An 18,138-nucleotide genomic window follows, 5' to 3' on the forward strand; every position below is an offset into this window, starting at 1 on the left:
TCAGCACTCGAGACTCGTGGCTTCGCCACCTCGCTTCGAGTGCTGACAGGCGACGCGGGCCGAACCCTTTCAGGGCCTCGCTGAACTCGGCGCCGGGAGGGTGGGACGGATCGGCGGAGTGGAGCATCCGGATCGGGGTGGTGGGGGTTGGGGTGGGGGTGGCCGGTGCCATATGTGAGGGCGGGGGGCTTCAGTTATGAAGGTCCTCACAAGGGGGTGGGCGGGGCGGTTGGTTGGGGGTGGGTGGCTGCTTTTGCTAACAGTACGGGCGTTACGGTAAAAGGCGAGGTCAGGGCTACTGGTGAGTAGAATTTGGGGCGGCAATGTGTTGGCTACTTTTGCAGGGTTAGCAGAACGGGGGGTGATCCTAGCTCAGATTCACAGAAGCAACAGGTAGACGGCCTTTTGTTCGTGTGTCAAGGTGTGGAAGTACCGCCACTGGGCATTGCAAGCCTGCAAATCGTCGAGTCAGCAGTGCGGAGCGGAAACGCTCCGTCGACGTGGACCGACGGGACCGACCGAACAAGGAAGTGGAGTCGCACGATGTCGACCACCGGCACCCCGAAGACCCCCGAGGAAATCCAGAAGGATTGGGATACCAACCCGCGCTGGAAGGGCGTCACCCGCAACTACTCTGCCGAGCAGGTCTCGAAGCTGCAGGGCACCGTTGTCGAAGAGCACACCCTCGCGCGCCGTGGCTCGGAGATCCTCTGGGATCTGGTGAACAACGAGGACTACATCAACTCCCTCGGCGCCCTCACCGGCAATATGGCGGTCCAGCAGGTCCGCGCCGGTCTCAAAGCCATCTACCTGTCGGGCTGGCAGGTCGCCGGTGACGCGAACCTCTCCGGCCACACCTACCCCGACCAGAGCCTCTACCCGGCCAACTCGGTGCCCGCCGTGGTCCGCCGCATCAACAACGCGCTGCTGCGCGCCGACGAGATCGCCAAGGTCGAAGGCGACACCTCGGTCGAGAACTGGCTGGCCCCGATCGTGGCCGACGCCGAAGCCGGCTTCGGTGGCGCGCTGAACGCCTACGAACTGCAGAAGGCCATGATCGCCGCCGGCGCCGCCGGTGTGCACTGGGAAGACCAGCTGGCCTCGGAGAAGAAGTGCGGCCACCTCGGTGGCAAGGTGCTCATCCCCACCCAGCAGCACATCCGCACCCTGACCTCGGCGCGCCTGGCCGCCGATGTCGCCGAGGTCCCCTCGGTGATCATCGCCCGCACCGACGCCGAAGCCGCCACCCTCATCACCTCCGATGTGGACGAGCGCGACCGTGAGTTCCTCGACGGCACCCGCACCGCCGAAGGCTTCTTCGGTGTGAAGAACGGCATCGAGCCCTGCATCGCGCGTGCCAAGGCCTACGCCCCCTACGCCGACCTCATCTGGATGGAAACCGGCGTGCCGGACCTCGAGGTCGCCCGCAAGTTCGCCGAGTCCGTCCGCAGCGAGTTCCCGGACCAGCTGCTGGCCTACAACTGCTCGCCGTCCTTCAACTGGAAGGCGCACCTGGACGACGCCACCATCGCGAAGTTCCAGCGTGAACTCGGCGCCATGGGCTTCAAGTTCCAGTTCATCACGCTGGCCGGCTTCCACTCGCTCAACTACGGCATGTTCGACCTGGCCTACGGCTACGCCCGCGAGGGTATGACCGCCTTCGTCGACCTGCAGGAGCGCGAGTTCAAGGCCGCCGCCGAGCGTGGCTTCACCGCCATCAAGCACCAGCGTGAGGTGGGTGCCGGCTACTTCGACACCATCGCCACCACGGTCGACCCCAACACCTCGACGGCGGCCCTGAAGGGCTCCACTGAAGAGGGGCAATTTCATTGAGCCGCGCTGACGCGCGGCGGGGTTTCGGCCCTCTCGGCGTCGTGCTTCAGCTCTCGAGACTCGCGGCTGCGCCGCTTCGCTACGAGAACTGAAGCACGACGCGGGCCGAAACCTTTGAGGATCTCGTAAGACTCGATACCGGGTGGTGGTCGCGGTGAGGTTCGGGTGGTCGATCTGTTCGGGGTGGTTCCTGGGCAGGTCGGCGGCCGGATCGCCGTGGGCGGCTCCCGGTATCGGAAGTTCGGCTCCGGTTCGGGTCACGGTTGCCCGGCAGGATGGCCCGGAGTCGGCCCGGTTCCGGGTTGCCCGGAGCCGGACAAGGTATCCGTGGCGGATACCGGTAACCGCTACCCCGATAGGGGTTGGTCACCGCAGCCCCCTCGCAACAGCCCGGCGAGGGGGCATCGGTGCACCTACCGTGAGAACTGGACAGCCCCGCACTCCGCACTCGCACCGTTTCCCGGTTGTTCGGATCGGTGGTGGGCGGTTACCGAGCCGCAGGTCGCGTCCGTCGAGCACTTACATCGACGCGACACCTACTCGGGTGATCATGGTGTGGGGTGCGCGCACCCTGCACAGGTTGCGACATATGAGCACTTACATGATCACGGAACCTACTCAGGTGATCATGGTGTGGGTGAGCCGGTGGTCTTGCGTTTTTCCGGATGGTTGTATCCAAAGGTCGGGGCCCGCCCGGTTCTGGAGCGACCAGAGGGCGGGAGCGCAGCGACCGACCGGCGGGAGTGAAGAACCGGGATGACAGGGCCCCGACCCGCGGCGCCGACGGCGCCGCCGAAACTAAGGAGCGCGGGACGTGAGTGAAAAGATTCAGCGTGTCGGAATCATCGGCGCCGGACAGATGGGCGCCGGTATCGCAGAGGTCTGCGCTCGTGCGCATATCGATGTGCTGGTGTACGAGCAGACCCGCGATCTCGCCGCGGCCGGCCGGTCCCGCATTCTGCGGTCGCTGGACCGCGGTGTGAGCAGCGGCAAGATCACCGAGCGGGAGCGTGAGCAGGCGGCCTGGCGGTTGCGGTTCACCTCCGATCTCGGCGATTTCGCCGACCGCCAGCTGGTTGTGGAGGCGGTGCTGGAAGACGAGAAGGTCAAGACCTCGATCTTCGCCGAACTCGACAAGGTCGTCACCGATCCGAGCGCGGTCCTCGCCTCCAACACCTCGTCGATCCCGATCATGAAGATCGCCGTCGCCACCAACAACCCCGAGCGGGTTGTCGGTATGCACTTCTTCAACCCGGTGCCGGTGCTGCCGCTGGTCGAATTGGTGACCACCCTCAAGACCAGCGCCTCCGTCTCCGAGCGGGCCGAGAAATTCGCCGCCGAGATCCTGGGCAAAGAGGTTGTGCGTTCCTCCGACCGTTCCGGATTCGTGGTGAACGCGCTGCTGGTGCCCTATCTGCTGTCGGCCATCCGCATGGTCGAATCCGGGTTCGCCACCAAAGAAGATGTCGACAAGGCGATGGTGCTGGGCTGCGCGCACCCGATGGGCCCACTCGCGCTCACCGATCTGGTCGGCCTCGATACGGTGAAATCCATCGCCGATTCCATGTATGGCGAATTCAAGGAACCCCTGTATTCGGCACCGCCGCTGCTCATGCGCATGGTGGAAGCTGGACTGCTGGGTAAGAAGGCCGGTGCGGGCTTCTATCAGTACGGCAAGAGCTGAATTGTGTTCTAGCGTTCTGTTCGGATGGCCGCTGTTTATGGTCGGGGCCCGCCCCGGTTCTGGAGCGACCAGAGGGAGGGAGCGAGTGCGCACACAACTCCATAGCTTGCGGCCATCGAGCACTTACACGATCAGCGGAACCGCTTCAGGCGTTCAAGGCATCGGTAGGCGGGGTGATCTCGCGATTCATCCGGATGGTCACATCCAGTAGATACAGGAGGTTCTCATGGCGAACGTGAACGACGGGTTCGGGTCGAGTGTGCTCGGGTATCCCCGGATCGGTCCGCACCGGGAACTCAAACGCGCGCTCGAGGGGTACTGGCGGCAGGCGATCACCCGGGAGGAATTGCGGGCCGTCGCGCGCGATATCCAGGACGAGCAGTTCCACGAACTCGCCGCCACCGGGCTCACCCAGGTTCCGGGTAACACCTTCTCGTTCTACGACCATGTTCTGGACAACGCCCTACTGTTCGGTGCGGTCCCGTCCCGGTTCGAGCAGTTCCGCGCGGATATGGATCCCCTGGACTTCTATTTCCTGATGGCGCGTGGCCGTCCCGACCTGCCGCCCTTGGAATTGGTCCGCTATTTCGGCACCAACTACCACTACCGCCAGCCGGAACTCGACGCCGATACCGCGTTCTCGCTGCACCCCGAGGCCCTGCTGGACGAGTGGGACCGGGCGATGGCGGAAGGTATCGAATTGCGCCCGGTGGTGCTGGGGCCGGTGTCGCTGCTGCTGATGTCCAAAGCCGGCAGTGTGCCGGGGGAATCGGCCGGGTTCGACACCGTCGAGTTGCTGGACCGGCTGCTTCCCGTCTACGAGGAGCTTTTCGAGATTCTGGCGCGCCGTGGCTCGACCTGCGTGCAGTTGGACGAACCCTGTTTCACCGCCGAACGCAGCGAAGCCGAATTGGCGGCATTCGCCCGCGCCTACGACCGGCTGTCCAAATCACCGCTGCGCCCTCGAATTCTGGTCACCGGCCAATACGGTGATTTCGGTGCGGCGCTCACCATTCTCGCCGCGTCCGGGGTGGAGGCGATCGGCCTGGACCTCGCGTCGTATCGGATCCGGCCGGAGGATCTGGCCCGGATCCCCGGTATCAAACGCAAACGGCTCTACGCCGGTGTCATCAGCGGCACCAATGTGTGGCGCGCCGACCGCTACGTCACGCTCGACTACCTCAACGAACTCGCGAAAGTGTGTCCGGACCTGGTGGTTTCCACCGGCAGCACGCTGCTGCACGTGCCCTACGACGTGCTGGCCGAATACGATATCGACGGTAACGTCGCCGACCGGCTGGCCTTCGCGAAACAGAAGGTCGGCGAAGTCGTCTCCCTGGCCAAAGCGCTGACCGAGGGACCCTCGGACAAATGGCGCAAACGTCCCGGCGAAGTGCATTTCAAGCAGAAGCACGCCGTGCGTCAGCGGGTGTACGCGATCACCCCGGAGATGCGGGAACGCGAGCCGTACCCGATCCGGCATGCGGCGCAGCAGGAGCATCTACGTCTCCCGCTGGTGCCCGCCACCACCTTGGGTTCCTACCCGCAGAGCGCCGAGGCCCGCCGGGCCCGGCACGAACTGGGTGAAGGCCGGCTGTCCTACGACGAGTACCGCAAGCGGATCGAAGCCGAGATCGGCGCGACGATCGCGCTGCAGGAGGACATCGGTCTCGATGTGCTCGTGCACGGCGAGCACGAGCGCAACGATATGATCCAGTACTTCGCCGAACTGCTCGACGGGTTCGCCACCACGCATTTCGGCTGGGTCCAGGTGTACGGCTCGCGCTGTGTGCGCCCGCCGATCATCTACGGCGATGTCTCCCGGCCGGCCCCCATGTCGGTGGACTGGATCACCTATGCGCAGTCGCTGACCGATAAACCGGTCAAGGGAATGGTCACCGGACCCGTCACCATGGTGGCGCGTTCCTTCGTGCGTCAGGACCAGCCGCTCTACGAGACCGCCGACCAGGTCGCCCTGGCCATCCGCGACGAAGTGGTCGATCTGGAGCGCGCCGGAATCGGCATCATCCAGGTCGACGAACCCGCGCTGCGGGAATTGTGGCCCGCCCGCCCCGAGGGCCGCGCCGAATACCTGCGCTGGGCGATCGGCGCGTTCCGGCTGGCCACCTCGGGTGTGCAACCGCGGACCCAGATCCACACCCATATCCCGTACTCCGGGCGGACCGAGATCGTGCAGGCCATCGAACAGCTGGACGCCGATGTGACCGCCATCGTCGCGACCAGGTCGATCGAATGGGTGCTCAAGGCGCTGGAAGAGGACTACGCCTCCGGCCACGGCCTCAGCCACGGGGTGGGGCCGGGTGTGTACGAGAGCCGTTCGGCCCGGATTCCCGATATCGACGAGCTGGACGAACTGCTGACCGCCGCGGCGGCCGCGGTGGGCCCCGAGCGCCTCTGGGCCAACCCCGACGGCGGCCTGAAAACCCGCCACCACTGGCAGCTGGACCCCGCCCTCCGCAACCTGGTCGCCGCCGCCCGCCGCGTCCGGCGTGCGGTTGCCGATAAGTAATTTCGGAGCAGCCCCCTCGTGCAGGGTGGGGGAGGTGGGTTGAGCCGGGACACCCGCATGCTCGGTGGGGTGAGCCCGGACCTCCGCACGCGCGGTGGCCCGACCCCCGGACCCCCACACACCCAGTGCCCCGCCCCCACGCCGACGCGGCACTATATCTCTATGAGTACTGCCGCCGCCTACGCCATGGCCGGGCCCGACGCCCAATTCGAGAAGGTCGCGATCGAGCGCCGCGAGCTCGGTCCGAGCGATGTGCTGATCGATATCGCCTACGCCGGGATCTGTCATTCCGATATCCACACCGCGCGCAACGAATGGGGCGGTGCCGCGTACCCGTGTGTTCCCGGCCACGAGATCGCCGGGACCGTGGCTGCGGTCGGGACGGCCGTGTCCCGGTATCGGGTGGGTGACCGGGTGGGCGTCGGATGCATGGTGGATTCGTGCGGCGTCTGTGAGCCCTGCCTGGCCGGTGAGGAGCAGTTCTGTACCCGGGGCGCCGTGATGACCTACAACAGCCGGGTGCCCGAGGAGTTACAGCCGGGCGGGCACACGATGGGCGGGTACGCCACTCAGATCGTGGTGACCGAGGACTTCGTGGTCGGGATTCCCGAGGGTATCGATCTTTCGATCGCGGCGCCGCTGCTGTGTGCGGGGATCACGCTGTACTCGCCGCTGCGGCATTGGGGTGCGGGGCCCGGTAAGCGGGTCGCGATCGTCGGTATGGGCGGCCTCGGCCATATCGGCGTGAAGATCGCGTCCGCGCTGGGTGCCGAGGTGACGGTGCTGAGCCATTCGCTGAGCAAACAGGAAGACGGAAAACGGTTCGGCGCGGACCACTATTACGCGACCGTCGATAAGCAGACCTTCCGTGAGTTGCGCAGTCATTTCGATCTCATCATCAATACCGTTTCCGCTGATCTGCCGATCGCCGACTATATGAAGCTGCTGCGCCTGGATGGCACGTTGGTGGTGCTGGGGCTGCCGGAGCAGCCGCTGGCGGTCCCGGCCAAGGTGCTGGCCGGGCGGCGGCGGTCGCTGGCCGGTTCGATGATCGGCGGTATCGAGCAAACCCAGGAGATGCTGAATTTCTGTGCCGAACACGGAATCGGTGCCGAAATCGAGTTGATTGCCGCCGATGAGATCGACGGTGCCTATGAGCGGGTCGTGGCCAGCGACGTGCGCTACAGGTTCGTGATCGATACCGCGACAATGTGAGGTTCGAAGTGCGAATGGAGCACTGAATTCCGAGGGATCCGCGAGTGCCGAATCGGATTGATCGGTCTTCGTCGAAGGATTGATCGTCCGGCGTCGAACAATGCCATTTCGGTTTGTGAGGCGCTTTGCCGACGCTGTGGAGAAGGCTGTGGAAAACCCCGGTCGGTGCTGTGGATGACGGCTGCTTCTTGTGGATGGATTCCGGTTCCCGCCCTGGTGGGACCGCGGATTCTATTATTTCGGTTTCCGGCGGATAACAAGTGCGCGCGATTTCGGGGGCGGCCCGCGGGATGCCTTTCGAAGGAAAGCCCGACGCCAGGGGCGTTTTCCGGCGGTCGGTGGAAATGGCCGCGGCCGTCCTGTGACGCGGATGTGACCGCGGTGGCGTTCGGTAACGAGCCGGCGCCGCCTCTCGGCCGTCATCCCCAGGTGGCGCCGAGCCTGTGGATAACTGTGGAGATCTGTGGATAACTTCCCGCCGCCGGGAAACCCGGTGCTCGGCGCGGATCCGGGCGACAATGGGTGGGTCCGGCGGCGTCAGGGAGGTTCATTGGACAGCCAGTGGCAGGGCACCGGCCCCGGTGGTCCCACCGGCGGTGGCCGGGCGCTCATCACTGTCGTCGCGGCGGTGCTGGCCCTGGGTGCGCTTTTCGGCTACCGCGGTGAACTTCCCGGGCTCGGGCAGCCCGGACGCAGTGTGGTCGCCGCCCCCGTCCGGCTCGCGCCGCGGCCGCCGCTCGACGCCGGAACGGTGACACAGGGGATCTCGCCGGTGCTGGTGAACATCACTGCCGCGGCCCGCCCGTTCGGCGCCTCGGCCGCCGGTTCCGGCATCGTCCTCACCGGCGACGGCCAGGTTCTCACCAGCCATCATGTGGTGAAGGGCGCGAAAACCGTGCGGGTCAGCCGGGTGGCCGACGGCGCCGTGTACTCCGCGCAGGTGCTCGGCTACGACGCCCGCGCCGATATCGCCCTACTGTCCCTGGCCGGCGCCTCCGGGCTGGCCGCGGCCCGGATCGGGAGTTCCGCGGGGCTGCGCCTGCACGACGAGGTGCTGGCCATCGGCAATGCCGGTGGGAGCGGCGCGGCTACCGGCGTCACCGGGCGGATCAGCGATCTGGACAGCACGATCATGGCTCTGAACGAGCAGGATCTATCGCGCCAGGCGCTCACCGGAGTGCTGGAGATCGAGGCCCCGGTGAGTTCCGGTCAGTCCGGCGGCGCGCTGACCGATTCCAGCGGGGCGGTGGTCGGCGTGATCGCCGCGGCCTCCGGGGAGCGTGACCCGCCCGGCGAAACGGCCGACCCGCCGAACGGATACGCGATCCCGATCGATGCCGCCATGCGGGTCGTGCGGCAGATCCGATCCGGTACACCCACCGAATCCGTGCATATCGGTCCCACCGCGACCCTCGGCGTGCTGATCTCCGATGCCGGACCGCGGGGGGCGCGGATCGATATGGCCATCGGGGGGCTGCCCGCCCAGCAGGCGGGCCTGGTCGCGGGCGAGATCGTCACCTCGGTGGACGATCGTGCGATCACCAGCGCCCGCGCGCTGCGCGCGGCCATCGATACCCGCAAACCGGCCGAGGTGGTCCGGCTCGGGGTGCTGGCGGCCAACGGCACCAAACGGGTGGTCGCGGTGACGCTGGCCGCCGGGACTCCGAACTGAACATCGCCGGCCGGCGGTCAGAACAGCGACAGCCAGTAATCCTGGAACCGCAGGAACACCAGCACCAGCACCACGGCGTAGAACACCGCGACGAACGTCCAGCGCCATTCGGCGACCACCCGCAGTGCCCCGCGATCGTCCGACCACAACTGCTCGGTGACCACCGCGAGCAGTGGTGTGATGATCGCCCACACCACCATGCAGTACGGGCACAGGGCGTTGATCCGGTACAGACTCTGGAAGATCAGCCAGCAGATGAACAGGGTGCCCGCGACGGTTCCCAGCCACAGGCCCGTCCAGACCCAGCGGGGCAGGCCCACGCCCGCCACCGAGAGCACGGCGAGCGTGACGACCACCGAGAACCCGGCGACGCCCATGATCGGGTTCGGGAAACCGAGGACCTGGGCCTGGTCGGTGACCATCACCGACCCGCACGAGAGCACCGGGTTGAGGCTGCACGACGGCACGTACCCGGGTTCGCTGAGCAGTTTGTAATCTTCGACCAGCAGGACGAACGAGGCGATCCAGCCGGCCAGGCCGCCCAGGAGCAGAATCCAGGCGGCCTGCGGCGAGGTTCGGATCACTGGCCCGCAGCCTCCTGGATAGCCGTGGCCAGCGGAGCGGTATCGAATACGACCTGGTTCTCGCCGACCTTCTTGGTCTGTAGCTGGACCTGTTCACCGTTCACGAAGACGGTGGGCGTGCCGTCGATGCCTTCGTCGATCGAATCGCCGGATTTCGCGGCGACGTAGCCGTTGTAGGTGCCGTCGGTGATGCACTTCTCGATACCGGGGTCGGTGTAGCCGGCCGCGCGCGCGATCTCGATCAGCTTGTCGTCCGGGAGGCCCGCGCCGCCCTCCGGCGGCTGCTGCGCGAACATCATCTCCAGCCAGTCCTGGTATTTATCGGTGCCGGTATCGGCGACGCAGTACGAGGCGTTGGCCGCCCGGGTGGAGTACTGGGTGCTGGACATCTTGTCCAGGTAACCCACGATGTTGTATTCGACGGCCGCGGACCCGTCGGTCACCGCCTGCCGCAGCAGTTCGCCGTTATCGGCTTCGAACTGTTTGCAGACCGGGCACTGCATATCGGCGACGACCCGCACAGTCGCCGGCGCATCGGGCTGCCCGATCCGGATGGCGCCGTTATCGGTGGCCGCGGCCGGTACCGGCCCGTCGTAGCCCGAATCCGAGTTGCGCACGGCCAGACCGATCCCGATCGCGGCGACCAGCGCGACCAGTACCGCCGTCACCCCCACCTGCATCGCGATCTTGCGCTTGCGGTCCGCGCGTGCGGCCGCCGTCACCGGATTGGACCGCCCGGGGTTTTTGCTCACCCTGCGTTCACCACGCCTTTCGCTAGCCTGGTTGCCCCGGTGCCGGAAGGCCTGCCGGGCCGCCGGATGCTCCGGCGCACTGCCCATCATTGCCCGGCTTGCTGAGAGTTTCCACAACCCGCGGTAGCGGGCCGGTCAGGCGCTGTCGAGCCGGCGCAGTTCGGTGTCCGGGTCGAACGTGGCCGGTGGCCATTGCAGGTTCAACCCCTCGAGCGCCTCGATCAGCAGTTCGGTGACGGCGAGCCGGGCGTACCATTTGGCGTCGGCGGGCAGGACGTACCAGGGTGCGTCGTCGGTGGAGGTTCGGTCCAGCAGGTCCTGATAGGCCTGTTGATAGTCGGGCCAGTACCCGCGTTCGTCGATATCGGCGGGGTTGAACTTCCAATACTTGTCGGGCCGTTCCAGCCGTTGCCGCAGCCGCTTCTTCTGTTCGTCGAGCGAGATGAACATGGCGACCTTGATCAGGGTCGTGCCCGCCTCGGCCAGTTTCCGCTCGAACCGGTTGATCTCGTCATAGCGTTTCTGCCAGACGTCCTCGGGAACCAGGTTGTGTACCCGGGCCACCAGCACATCCTCGTAATGCGACCGATCGAATACGCCGAGCTGCCCACCGCGCGGCAGTTCTTTGCGGATACGCCACAGGAAATGATGTTTCTTCTCCTGCCCGGTCGGTACCCCGAAGGCGGCGTGATCGACGCCCTGGGGATCCACCGAACCGATGACATGGCGCACGATCCCGCCCTTGCCGGCGGTGTCCATACCCTGGAGCACCAGCAGCACACTGCGGGTATCGCCGGACCGGCCGTTGGCGTAGAGCTTCTCCTGTAGCCCGGCCAGGACCGCGCTCCGTTCGGCCAGCAGTTCCTGGCCGGCCTTCTTCCCGCCGCGGAAGCCGGGGCGCGCGGAGGTGTCCAGGTCGGCGACGCGCAGGCCGTCGGCGCGTAGCGCCCGGCCCGCGGGGGTTTTCCAGTGCTGAGCCATCGAACAGGATTATCACAATCCGGAGGAACTGCCACCGATCCGTGCCAGGCTCAGCAGTTCGTCGGCGAAGTCGGCATCGCCGACCGGGCTCAGGATCAACATATCCGCGGTGGTGAGCAGGTAGCGGCCGTCGCCGTGGATATCGAGCCAGCTGCGGTGGCGGGTGGGCGGCGACATGGGGTCGCTCGGCGCGACCGTGACGGTGATGAACCCCCGGGAGTCGACCGGTTCGCGGAGGGTTTCGCGGAATCTGGCGGCGTCGCCGGTGGCGCACCCGGGGATCGGCTCGTCGGTGAGTACCGTGTCCTGGGGCTCGTGGAACGGGCCGTGGGCACCCGGGCGCGCCGAGCCGATCAACGCCACCAGACGGCTCCCCAGATCCCGGGCGTGACACATATGGACGGTGACCCGGGTGGGCGTGGCCTGCAGAACAGCCGCGTGATGGTCCATCACGGCGGCGAATCCGAGAATCTGCTCGGATTCGGCCCGGTCGCCGTTACGGCCGGGGCCCGAGCGTTCGCCGGAAACGGTGACGGCCGTGGCGTCCGGGCGAGCGCAGAGCATGAGTGCGGCTGCCAGATCCGGGTCGGCCTGCCTGGCAAACCGCTGCGGTAATCGCAGGGCGGCCAGTTCGGATTCGGTCCGTACGGCGCTGGCGGGTGCCAGATTCACCGGGTACGGGCGCCGATCCAGGCTCGTCTCATTGGCCCAGACGTAACTGAATTCGTCCGGTGTGAGGATCCATTTCACCGATGTGGGCTCCCGCCGCCGGCGCCGGGCGAGGCGTCGGGGAATCGGGGGACCCGATCCCCGGAGGCCGGGAGCGTGGGGGTGTAGATGGTGGTCATCGCGTCCTGTGCGTCCGCGGTGGCGGCGGCGGAGGCGATATCGTGATCCATCCGGCGGCGCCCGCCGTGCACCGCTTCGGCGGCGGGGTCGTCCAGCGGCCGGTAGGGCAGTGGGGGTGCGATCGCCGACCGCAGGGTCTGCGCCGCCTCGGAATTGCCCTCCATGATCCGCTGCAGCGCCCGGCATACGTCGTGGGTCGCGTTCCCGCGTCGAATGAAATCCTGGGTGGCCTGCCAGGCCGCGTTCGCGGTTTGCCCGGACCAGCGACCGAATTCACGCTGCACCGTATCGGTGAAACCGGCGAACGCCTCCGCAACGGTATCGGCGTTCGTTTTCCAGGCCGCCGCGGCCGTGCCCAGGGCCCCGGGATCGAGAGTTTCGTGGACCCGGTCCCAGATCTCCTGATGGGTGTAGCTGCCGAAACATTCGCGCTCCGGCGCGTACGGCGGATCGGTATCGGCGGGCTCAGCCATGCTCGCCCCTGTCGGCGGCGGCGCAGCCGGTGTCGTGGTGGCCGGGATGGGCCGCGACCACGGCGAGCGCCGCGCGGTTGGCGAGGTCGGCTTCGTCGAACCGGCCGCCGGCGGCCAGGTAGGCGGCTTTGAAACAGAGAGCCGTTTCCTGCAGTGCCGTGAGGGTGTCCAGGTAGTCGGCCGCCTTCGCGGTGAAACCGGCGGCGAGTGCCCGGCCGGTGGGCAGGTCGGGGAAGCCGGCGTTGCCCTGCGCGCCGGCGATCTGCTCGCCGCCCGCGCGGGCCGCCTCCAGATCGGCGAACAGCGTGTCGCAGGCGCTTGCCAGGCGCAGCGCGACATCCTCGGCGAGGCTGAAGGAATCGGCGCCCCCGGCGGTGGCGGAAGCGTACAGCCGCCGGGCCGTTCCCTGCCCCATGTCCGGCACCGACATTTCGAATCCCCCTTCCGGCCCACGGGTATGCCCCGTGACTTTACCGACGAGTAGCCGAGTCGTCGTGGGAAAATCGGCCGCTCACAGGTATTCGGGTGTGACATGGCGCACGAGCGCACGGCCGTACGCGGAAGCGGGTATCGGGGGATCATCGGGTCGAACGTGACTGTCGCGCGCAGGAATACGTCAGACCCCGCGACCGGACGCGGCCGGTCCGTCCGCATCCGGTCCGGCTGCGGCGGTGGGCGGCCGCATCGCGGTGAGGTATTGGAAGAAACGGTGTACGCGCTGCTCGATATCGACCAGGCCCGCGGCCGCGAACAGGTCGGGGAAGGTCTGCCCGTCGAACATGCGCAGCCCGCTCACCGCGGCGGCGCGGCGGGTGATCTGACCGATCGGATTGTCCGGGCGGTGGCTGGTGGTGATCGCCACGCGGCCGCCCGGGGCCAGCACCCGCACCATTTCCCGGGCCGCGACCAGCGGATCCGGGATCAGGTACAGGGCGCCGAAACAGCAGACCGCGTCGAAGGTCCCGTCGGCGAACGGCAGATACCGGGCGTCCCCGCGCACATATCCCGCGCGCGGGCCGGCATTGTCGGCGCGGGCGCGCGCCAGCATCGGCGGTGAGAAGTCGATACCCGTCACATAGCCGTCGGCGGGCACCTGCGCGCTGAGGTAGTGGGTGAAATTACCCGGGCCGCAGGCGATATCCAGTACCCGGTGGGTGCGGTGCAGCTGCAGGGAATCCACCGCGAACCGCCGGTCGGCATCGGTGGTGCGCCCGGTGGCCAGGTAGAACACCGTAGGCCGCCATACCTTTTCGTACACCGCCGCGAGTGCCGGTGCGTTCATCGTGCGCCGAGCGAGGTTCATCCCAGGCGCTCGACATCGATGGTCATACCGGCATTGCGCAGGCGATCGGTCAACGCGTCGCCCATGGCGGCGGCGGGGGTGAGAATTCCGGCGAGTTCGGGCTTCTCGTCGAATGCCAGCGCCAGCCCGCTCTCGCCCAGCATCACCGCGGTCGCCTTGTAACCGGGATCGCCCGCACCGGCGAAGTTCGCGAGATACCGCGCGCCCGAGGAGGTCCGCGTATAGGTCCGCATCCGGAACCAGCCGCTTTCCCGGGTGGCCTCGTTCGGGCCGGTGCCGGGCGCGGGCAGGATCCGGTCCAGCAGAGCGCGGCCCACGCGGAACCGGGAAAACAGCCCGCCGATCCCCATCGCGGCCACCACACCGCCGGAAACACCGGCCGCGACCAGCGGTGACAGCGGGGAGGTTCCGGCGCCCATGGTCTCCCGGTAGCGGAAGTTCTTGCCGTACACCCACCCCAGCAGCCCGTTGCTGCGGCGCACGATCTTGGTGTTGTGACTCGCCATCACGAAGGTGCCCACCCAGCCGCGCAGGCTCGGGTCGATATCGCTCGCGCGCGCGACGGTCAGATCGGACTGGCGGCCGACATCGGGATCCATGGATTTGTCGGGACTCAGCGAGTACGGGTGGGCGAGGACCGCGCCCTTCGACCGGTCCGCGGCGACCGCCTCCATCATGGCGCGCCCGGAATCGACGGTGCCGCCGCTCACTCCGCCGCGCAGCGTCGCGATGAGGGTGGTGTCGCCGAGCTCGCCGGTGTTGTCCGCGACGCTGCGGCGGTAGAGCTGGTAGACGCTGAGATCGGAGGGGACCGAATCGTAGCCGCAGGAGTTCACGATCTTGGCGCCGGTGCGGGCGGCCTCGTCGTGGTGGGCGTCGATGGCGTCGCGGATGAACAACGGTTCACCGGTCAGATCGGCGTAGTGGGTGCCGGCCTTCGCGCACGCCGCCACCATCGGCATCCCGTAGCGCAGATATGGGCCGACCGTGGTGATCACGGCGGTCGTCCGGGCCGCCAGTGCGTCCATCGACTCCTGGTCGGTGGTGTCGGCGACGATCAGGCCCCAGCCGGGTGCCCCGATCTCGTCGCGTACCGCGGCGAGTTTGTCCGCGGACCGTCCGGCCAGGGCGATCCTGGCTCCGGCCGGTGCGGCGCTCACCAGATACAGCGCGGTGAGTTTGCCGACGAAGCCGGTGGCGCCGAAGACGACAAGATCGAATTCGCGTGTGGTGGTCATGGATGGAACCCCTGGTGGTTGTGTTTTGGCGCGGCCGCTAACCCGTGCGGCGTCTACCGCGCTTGGCGGGCCGGCGGGTGGCCAGCCACTGTTGATGCAGCTTGCCCAGTTCGGTGACGGGCTCCTCGCCGTAGAGCCATTCCCGGGCCACCCGATGCCAGTTCCCGGTGGCTTCGAGCTGGCCCAGCATGCCGAAGGTGAGGAAATCGGCACGCCGGGAGAACAGATGCTCCGGCGGCAGGCTCTGCTGCTTCATCCCGGAGAACTCGCCGGAACGCGGGTCCACGGCGAGCAGGAACGCGCCGCTGGCGAGTTCGGGGGTGATGGTCAGTTCCTGATCCACCAGACACCATTCGGAGGCCGACAGCACGTATTCCAGGCACTCCTCGACACCGATCTCGTCGGTGGAATCGATCACGCCGCGCTGGACCATGAGCTCGCGCAGATCCTCGCCGCGATCCTCCGCCGCCGCGCACAGGCAGATCGCCTCGAACCGGACGTGCTCGGGGTCCATCCGGTTGAAGAGACCGAAATCCAGGAATCCGACCCGGCCGTCCGCGGCCAGCAGCACATTGCCCGGGTGCGGGTCGCCGCAGAACTCGTTGAATGTGAACAGCGAACCCACGTAGAAGCGATAGATGATCTCCCCGACCCGGTCGCGTTCGGCTCGCGGCAGCTCGCGGATGTCCTCGAACGCGGTTCCGGGCAGGTATTCGGTGACCAGGACCCGCTGGGTGCTGAGCTCGGGTACCGGCCGCGGAACCACCACGAAGGGGTGGTCGGTGTAGAGGTCGGCGATATCCCGCTGGGTCTCGGCCTCGATCTGGTAGTCGAGCTCGGACTCCATGTTCAGCCGCAGCTCGTCCAGGACGGCCGGGGTGACCCAGGGCATGGCCGATTGCAGTACACGCCGGAACATGGACAGGTTCTTGAGGTCGGCCCGCACCGCGGCGTCGATCCCCGGATACTGCACCTTCACCGCCACCTGGCGACCGTCGTGCAGCCGCGCCAGGTAGACCTGGCCGATCGAGGCCGCCGCGATCGCCTCGGGTTCGAACTCGGCGAACACCGTGTCCAGCGGCTGCCCGTGATCTTCCTCGATCACCGCGCGCATGGCCTCGAACGACACCGACGGCGCGGCATTGCGCAGCACCGCCAGCCGTTTCTGGAAGCGTTCGCGATGTTCCGGCGGCACCAGGTCCAGGTCCAGCACCGACATCATCTGGCCCAGCTTCATCGCCACGCCCTTCATGGTGCCCAGCACCATGACCAGCTGTTCGGTGCTGCGCAGGATGGACTCCTCGGCCATCCGCTCGCGCACGGCCTCGGAGCGGCCCCGCATCGAGAGCCGGGCGCGTTGTTTCCGCATCATCGAACCGGCCGCCACGGCACCCAGTTTGGTGCCGCGGGCCAGCCGCGATGTCGGCACTTGTTTCGCCATCGAGGTACCTCCGTTGGTGCCGACGCGCGCCTGCGATGGCCGGCGGACCGGATCGGTCCGCTGCCGCCGCACGGCATCAGACTAACCAAACCGGCGGGGTTGTCGAGCCCGGCGAACCAGCCGACCCAGACGGCCTGGCAGTCCGGTCGGGGGTCAGACGGCGTGGTCGTCCGGCGCGATATCGGGCAGCGCGTGCTCCTGCTCGGCGAACCGGATCCGGGAGCCGCCGGCGCGGGTCATCCCTTCGATGGCGCTCCACACCATCATCGTGAGGTAGTCGATCACCTCGTCACGAGCCATCGTCTTGTTGGTGGTCGTCCACCAGTGGGTGGCCAGCTGGATACCGCCGACGATGACGTAGGACCACAGCATCGCCCCTTCGGTCTCGATCCCGCGCTCACCGCCGCGTTCGGTGATGGCGGCGGCCACCACCTCGGCGAACAGCCGCTCGAAATCGGCCAGTGCGGACGGATCGCCGGACCCGGTGCCCATGATGAACCGGTAGACCTCGGGATCCTCGTCGACCGCGCCCACGTACTCGGCCAGCGCCGACCGCACCAACTGGTACTCGTCGGCGTCCAAGCTGATCGCCCCGTACACCCGCGGCATCAGGGTGATTTCGATGAACCGCTGCATCGCGGCATTGACCAGGTCGTTCTTATCGGAGAAGTAGCGGTAGAGGACGGTCTTCGACACCCCGATCTCGGCGGCGATCTCGTCCATCCCGGCATTCCCGCCCCGGGTGCGCACCGCCGCGAGAGTGCCGTCGACGAGCTCCTCCCGGCGGTCGATCTTGTGTTGCCGCCAGCGCCGCTTACGACCATCGGTCCGCGCCGTACGCACCGGCGCCGAGCGCTCGGCGGATGTGCCGATATCGATCAGGTCTTCGGTGGACAGCGTGACTCCTCGGTCCGTGTTCGGTTCGGGTGCATTCCACTCTAGGCCCCACACCGGCGCTGATGTACGGGATGGTCGCATTCGTGAAGGGGGTCCGCCGGGTTCTGCGACCAGGGGGAGGGGTCGGTGTGCGCGCACAAACCATGGGTTGCTGCTGTTGAGGACTTACATGGTCGCGGAACCTGCTCGGGTGCTTGAGCGGGCTTGTTCGTGAAGGTTGGGGGTGAGGGGGTGGCTTGCTTGCTGAGGTGAGGGGTGGGCTTGCTTGCTGAGGTGGGGTAGGTGGCGTTGCCCGTGAAGGTGGGGTAGGTGGCGTTGCCCGTGAAGGTGGGGGAGGTGGCGTTGCTCGTGAAGGTGGGGGAGGTGGCGTTGCTCGTGAAGGTGGGGGAGGTGGCGTTGCTCGTGAAGGTGCTGTGTTTATTGGCGCGCTGGCGCACGCGGGCCGAACCCTTTGTGGGCCTCGCTGAACTCGGCACCGAGAAAGTGACCCATCCAACGGGTTGAGCCCGGTCCGGATCGGAACCGGGTGGTGACGCTGGTAGCGGGCCCGGGCGCTGCGTAGTGCGTAGTGCGTTCGCGGGGATCTCTCGTTTTATCCGGATGGTCGCAATCCGTCCTGGGTGGGGCCCGCCCGGTTCTGGAGCGACCAGAGGGAGGGAGCGCAGCGACTGACCGGCGGGAGTGAA

Annotated in this window: 16 protein-coding genes; 6 read left to right on the top strand and 10 right to left on the bottom strand. The window is 67.2% G+C overall.

Features of this window, described 5'->3' with window-relative positions:
* Positions 1-543 precede the first annotated feature (543 nt).
* The 5 genes from aceA (at position 544) to AB0F41_RS29400 (ending at position 8,934) form a co-directional block, all read left to right on the top strand.
* Positions 544-1,833: an isocitrate lyase gene (aceA, locus tag AB0F41_RS29380; protein WP_357429445.1), complete on the top strand. Its 1,290-nt coding sequence runs from the start codon at positions 544-546 to the stop codon at positions 1,831-1,833.
* Positions 1,834-2,647: 814 nt separating this feature from the next.
* Positions 2,648-3,517 (top strand): 3-hydroxybutyryl-CoA dehydrogenase, encoded by an 870-nt coding sequence (locus AB0F41_RS29385; RefSeq protein WP_357429447.1) that lies wholly within the window; start codon positions 2,648-2,650, stop codon positions 3,515-3,517.
* A 226-nt stretch (positions 3,518-3,743) separates the two neighbouring features.
* A complete protein-coding gene (gene metE, locus AB0F41_RS29390) occupies positions 3,744-6,047 on the top strand; it encodes a 5-methyltetrahydropteroyltriglutamate--homocysteine S-methyltransferase (protein ID WP_357429449.1) in 2,304 nt (767 codons plus the stop codon).
* Positions 6,048-6,209: 162 nt separating this feature from the next.
* The gene (locus AB0F41_RS29395; RefSeq protein ID WP_357429451.1) at positions 6,210-7,262 is read left to right on the top strand and encodes an NAD(P)-dependent alcohol dehydrogenase; all 1,053 of its coding nucleotides are present in this window, start codon (positions 6,210-6,212) and stop codon (positions 7,260-7,262) included.
* 550 nt (positions 7,263-7,812) lie between these two features.
* Entirely contained in the window at positions 7,813-8,934 is a 1,122-nt protein-coding gene (locus AB0F41_RS29400; RefSeq protein WP_357429453.1) for a trypsin-like peptidase domain-containing protein, read from the top strand.
* Positions 8,935-8,951: 17 nt separating this feature from the next.
* On the opposite strand, the gene AB0F41_RS29405 is transcribed toward AB0F41_RS29400, so the two are convergent.
* From AB0F41_RS29405 to AB0F41_RS29450, 10 genes are all read right to left on the bottom strand, one after another.
* A complete protein-coding gene (locus tag AB0F41_RS29405; protein WP_357429455.1) occupies positions 8,952-9,518 on the bottom strand; it encodes a vitamin K epoxide reductase family protein in 567 nt (188 codons plus the stop codon).
* Entirely contained in the window at positions 9,515-10,270 is a 756-nt protein-coding gene (locus tag AB0F41_RS29410; protein WP_357429457.1) for a thioredoxin domain-containing protein, read from the bottom strand. Before AB0F41_RS29410 ends, AB0F41_RS29405 begins: the two co-directional genes overlap by 4 nt.
* 135 nt (positions 10,271-10,405) lie before the next feature.
* Positions 10,406-11,251, bottom strand: a complete 846-nt coding sequence (locus AB0F41_RS29415; protein WP_357429459.1) for a polyphosphate kinase 2 family protein — start codon at positions 11,249-11,251, stop codon at positions 10,406-10,408.
* Positions 11,252-11,263: 12 nt separating this feature from the next.
* Entirely contained in the window at positions 11,264-12,001 is a 738-nt protein-coding gene (locus AB0F41_RS29420; protein WP_357429461.1) for an ESX secretion-associated protein EspG, read from the bottom strand.
* Positions 11,998-12,573, bottom strand: a complete 576-nt coding sequence (locus AB0F41_RS29425) for a hypothetical protein (RefSeq protein ID WP_357429462.1) — start codon at positions 12,571-12,573, stop codon at positions 11,998-12,000. The genes AB0F41_RS29420 and AB0F41_RS29425 overlap by 4 nt, the downstream gene beginning before the upstream one ends.
* The gene (locus AB0F41_RS29430) at positions 12,566-13,003 is read right to left on the bottom strand and encodes a hypothetical protein (RefSeq protein WP_357429464.1); all 438 of its coding nucleotides are present in this window, start codon (positions 13,001-13,003) and stop codon (positions 12,566-12,568) included. The genes AB0F41_RS29425 and AB0F41_RS29430 overlap by 8 nt, the downstream gene beginning before the upstream one ends.
* A 186-nt stretch (positions 13,004-13,189) precedes the next feature.
* On the bottom strand, positions 13,190-13,855 hold the full coding sequence (locus AB0F41_RS29435) for a methyltransferase domain-containing protein (RefSeq protein ID WP_357429466.1): 666 nt from the start codon (positions 13,853-13,855) through the stop codon (positions 13,190-13,192).
* Positions 13,856-13,872: 17 nt separating this feature from the next.
* Positions 13,873-15,114 carry a saccharopine dehydrogenase NADP-binding domain-containing protein gene (locus AB0F41_RS29440; RefSeq protein WP_357429468.1) on the bottom strand — a complete coding sequence of 414 codons (1,242 nt, stop codon included), beginning with the start codon at positions 15,112-15,114 and terminating at the stop codon, positions 13,873-13,875.
* A 37-nt stretch (positions 15,115-15,151) separates the two neighbouring features.
* Positions 15,152-16,555, bottom strand: coding sequence for an AarF/ABC1/UbiB kinase family protein (locus AB0F41_RS29445; RefSeq protein WP_357429470.1), 1,404 nt, complete (start codon positions 16,553-16,555; stop codon positions 15,152-15,154).
* A 153-nt stretch (positions 16,556-16,708) separates the two neighbouring features.
* Complete coding sequence (locus AB0F41_RS29450; RefSeq protein WP_357429474.1) at positions 16,709-17,398, bottom strand: TetR/AcrR family transcriptional regulator; 690 nt, start codon at positions 17,396-17,398, stop codon at positions 16,709-16,711.
* A 363-nt stretch (positions 17,399-17,761) separates the two neighbouring features.
* Between AB0F41_RS29450 and AB0F41_RS29455 the strand changes: the two genes are divergently transcribed.
* Positions 17,762-17,956, top strand: coding sequence for a hypothetical protein (locus AB0F41_RS29455; protein WP_357429472.1), 195 nt, complete (start codon positions 17,762-17,764; stop codon positions 17,954-17,956).
* Positions 17,957-18,138: the final 182 nt, after the last annotated feature.

Origin of the sequence: Nocardia sp. NPDC024068, assembly GCF_040638875.1 — a bacterium.
GTDB lineage: Bacteria > Actinomycetota > Actinomycetes > Mycobacteriales > Mycobacteriaceae > Nocardia.

What these genes read in the sequence shown, in the direction of transcription:
- aceA (WP_357429445.1), top strand. Translation starts at nt 544, where the DNA reads ATGTCGACCACCGGCACCCCGAAGACCCCCGAGGAAATCCAGAAGGAT.
- metE (WP_357429449.1), top strand. Translation starts at nt 3,744, where the DNA reads ATGGCGAACGTGAACGACGGGTTCGGGTCGAGTGTGCTCGGGTATCCC.
- AB0F41_RS29395 (WP_357429451.1), top strand. Translation starts at nt 6,210, where the DNA reads ATGAGTACTGCCGCCGCCTACGCCATGGCCGGGCCCGACGCCCAATTC.
- AB0F41_RS29415 (WP_357429459.1), bottom strand. Translation starts at nt 11,251, where the DNA reads ATGGCTCAGCACTGGAAAACCCCCGCGGGCCGGGCGCTACGCGCCGAC.
- AB0F41_RS29425 (WP_357429462.1), bottom strand. Translation starts at nt 12,573, where the DNA reads ATGGCTGAGCCCGCCGATACCGATCCGCCGTACGCGCCGGAGCGCGAA.
- AB0F41_RS29430 (WP_357429464.1), bottom strand. Translation starts at nt 13,003, where the DNA reads ATGTCGGTGCCGGACATGGGGCAGGGAACGGCCCGGCGGCTGTACGCT.
- AB0F41_RS29435 (WP_357429466.1), bottom strand. Translation starts at nt 13,855, where the DNA reads ATGAACGCACCGGCACTCGCGGCGGTGTACGAAAAGGTATGGCGGCCT.
- AB0F41_RS29440 (WP_357429468.1), bottom strand. Translation starts at nt 15,114, where the DNA reads ATGACCACCACACGCGAATTCGATCTTGTCGTCTTCGGCGCCACCGGC.
- AB0F41_RS29445 (WP_357429470.1), bottom strand. Translation starts at nt 16,555, where the DNA reads ATGGCGAAACAAGTGCCGACATCGCGGCTGGCCCGCGGCACCAAACTG.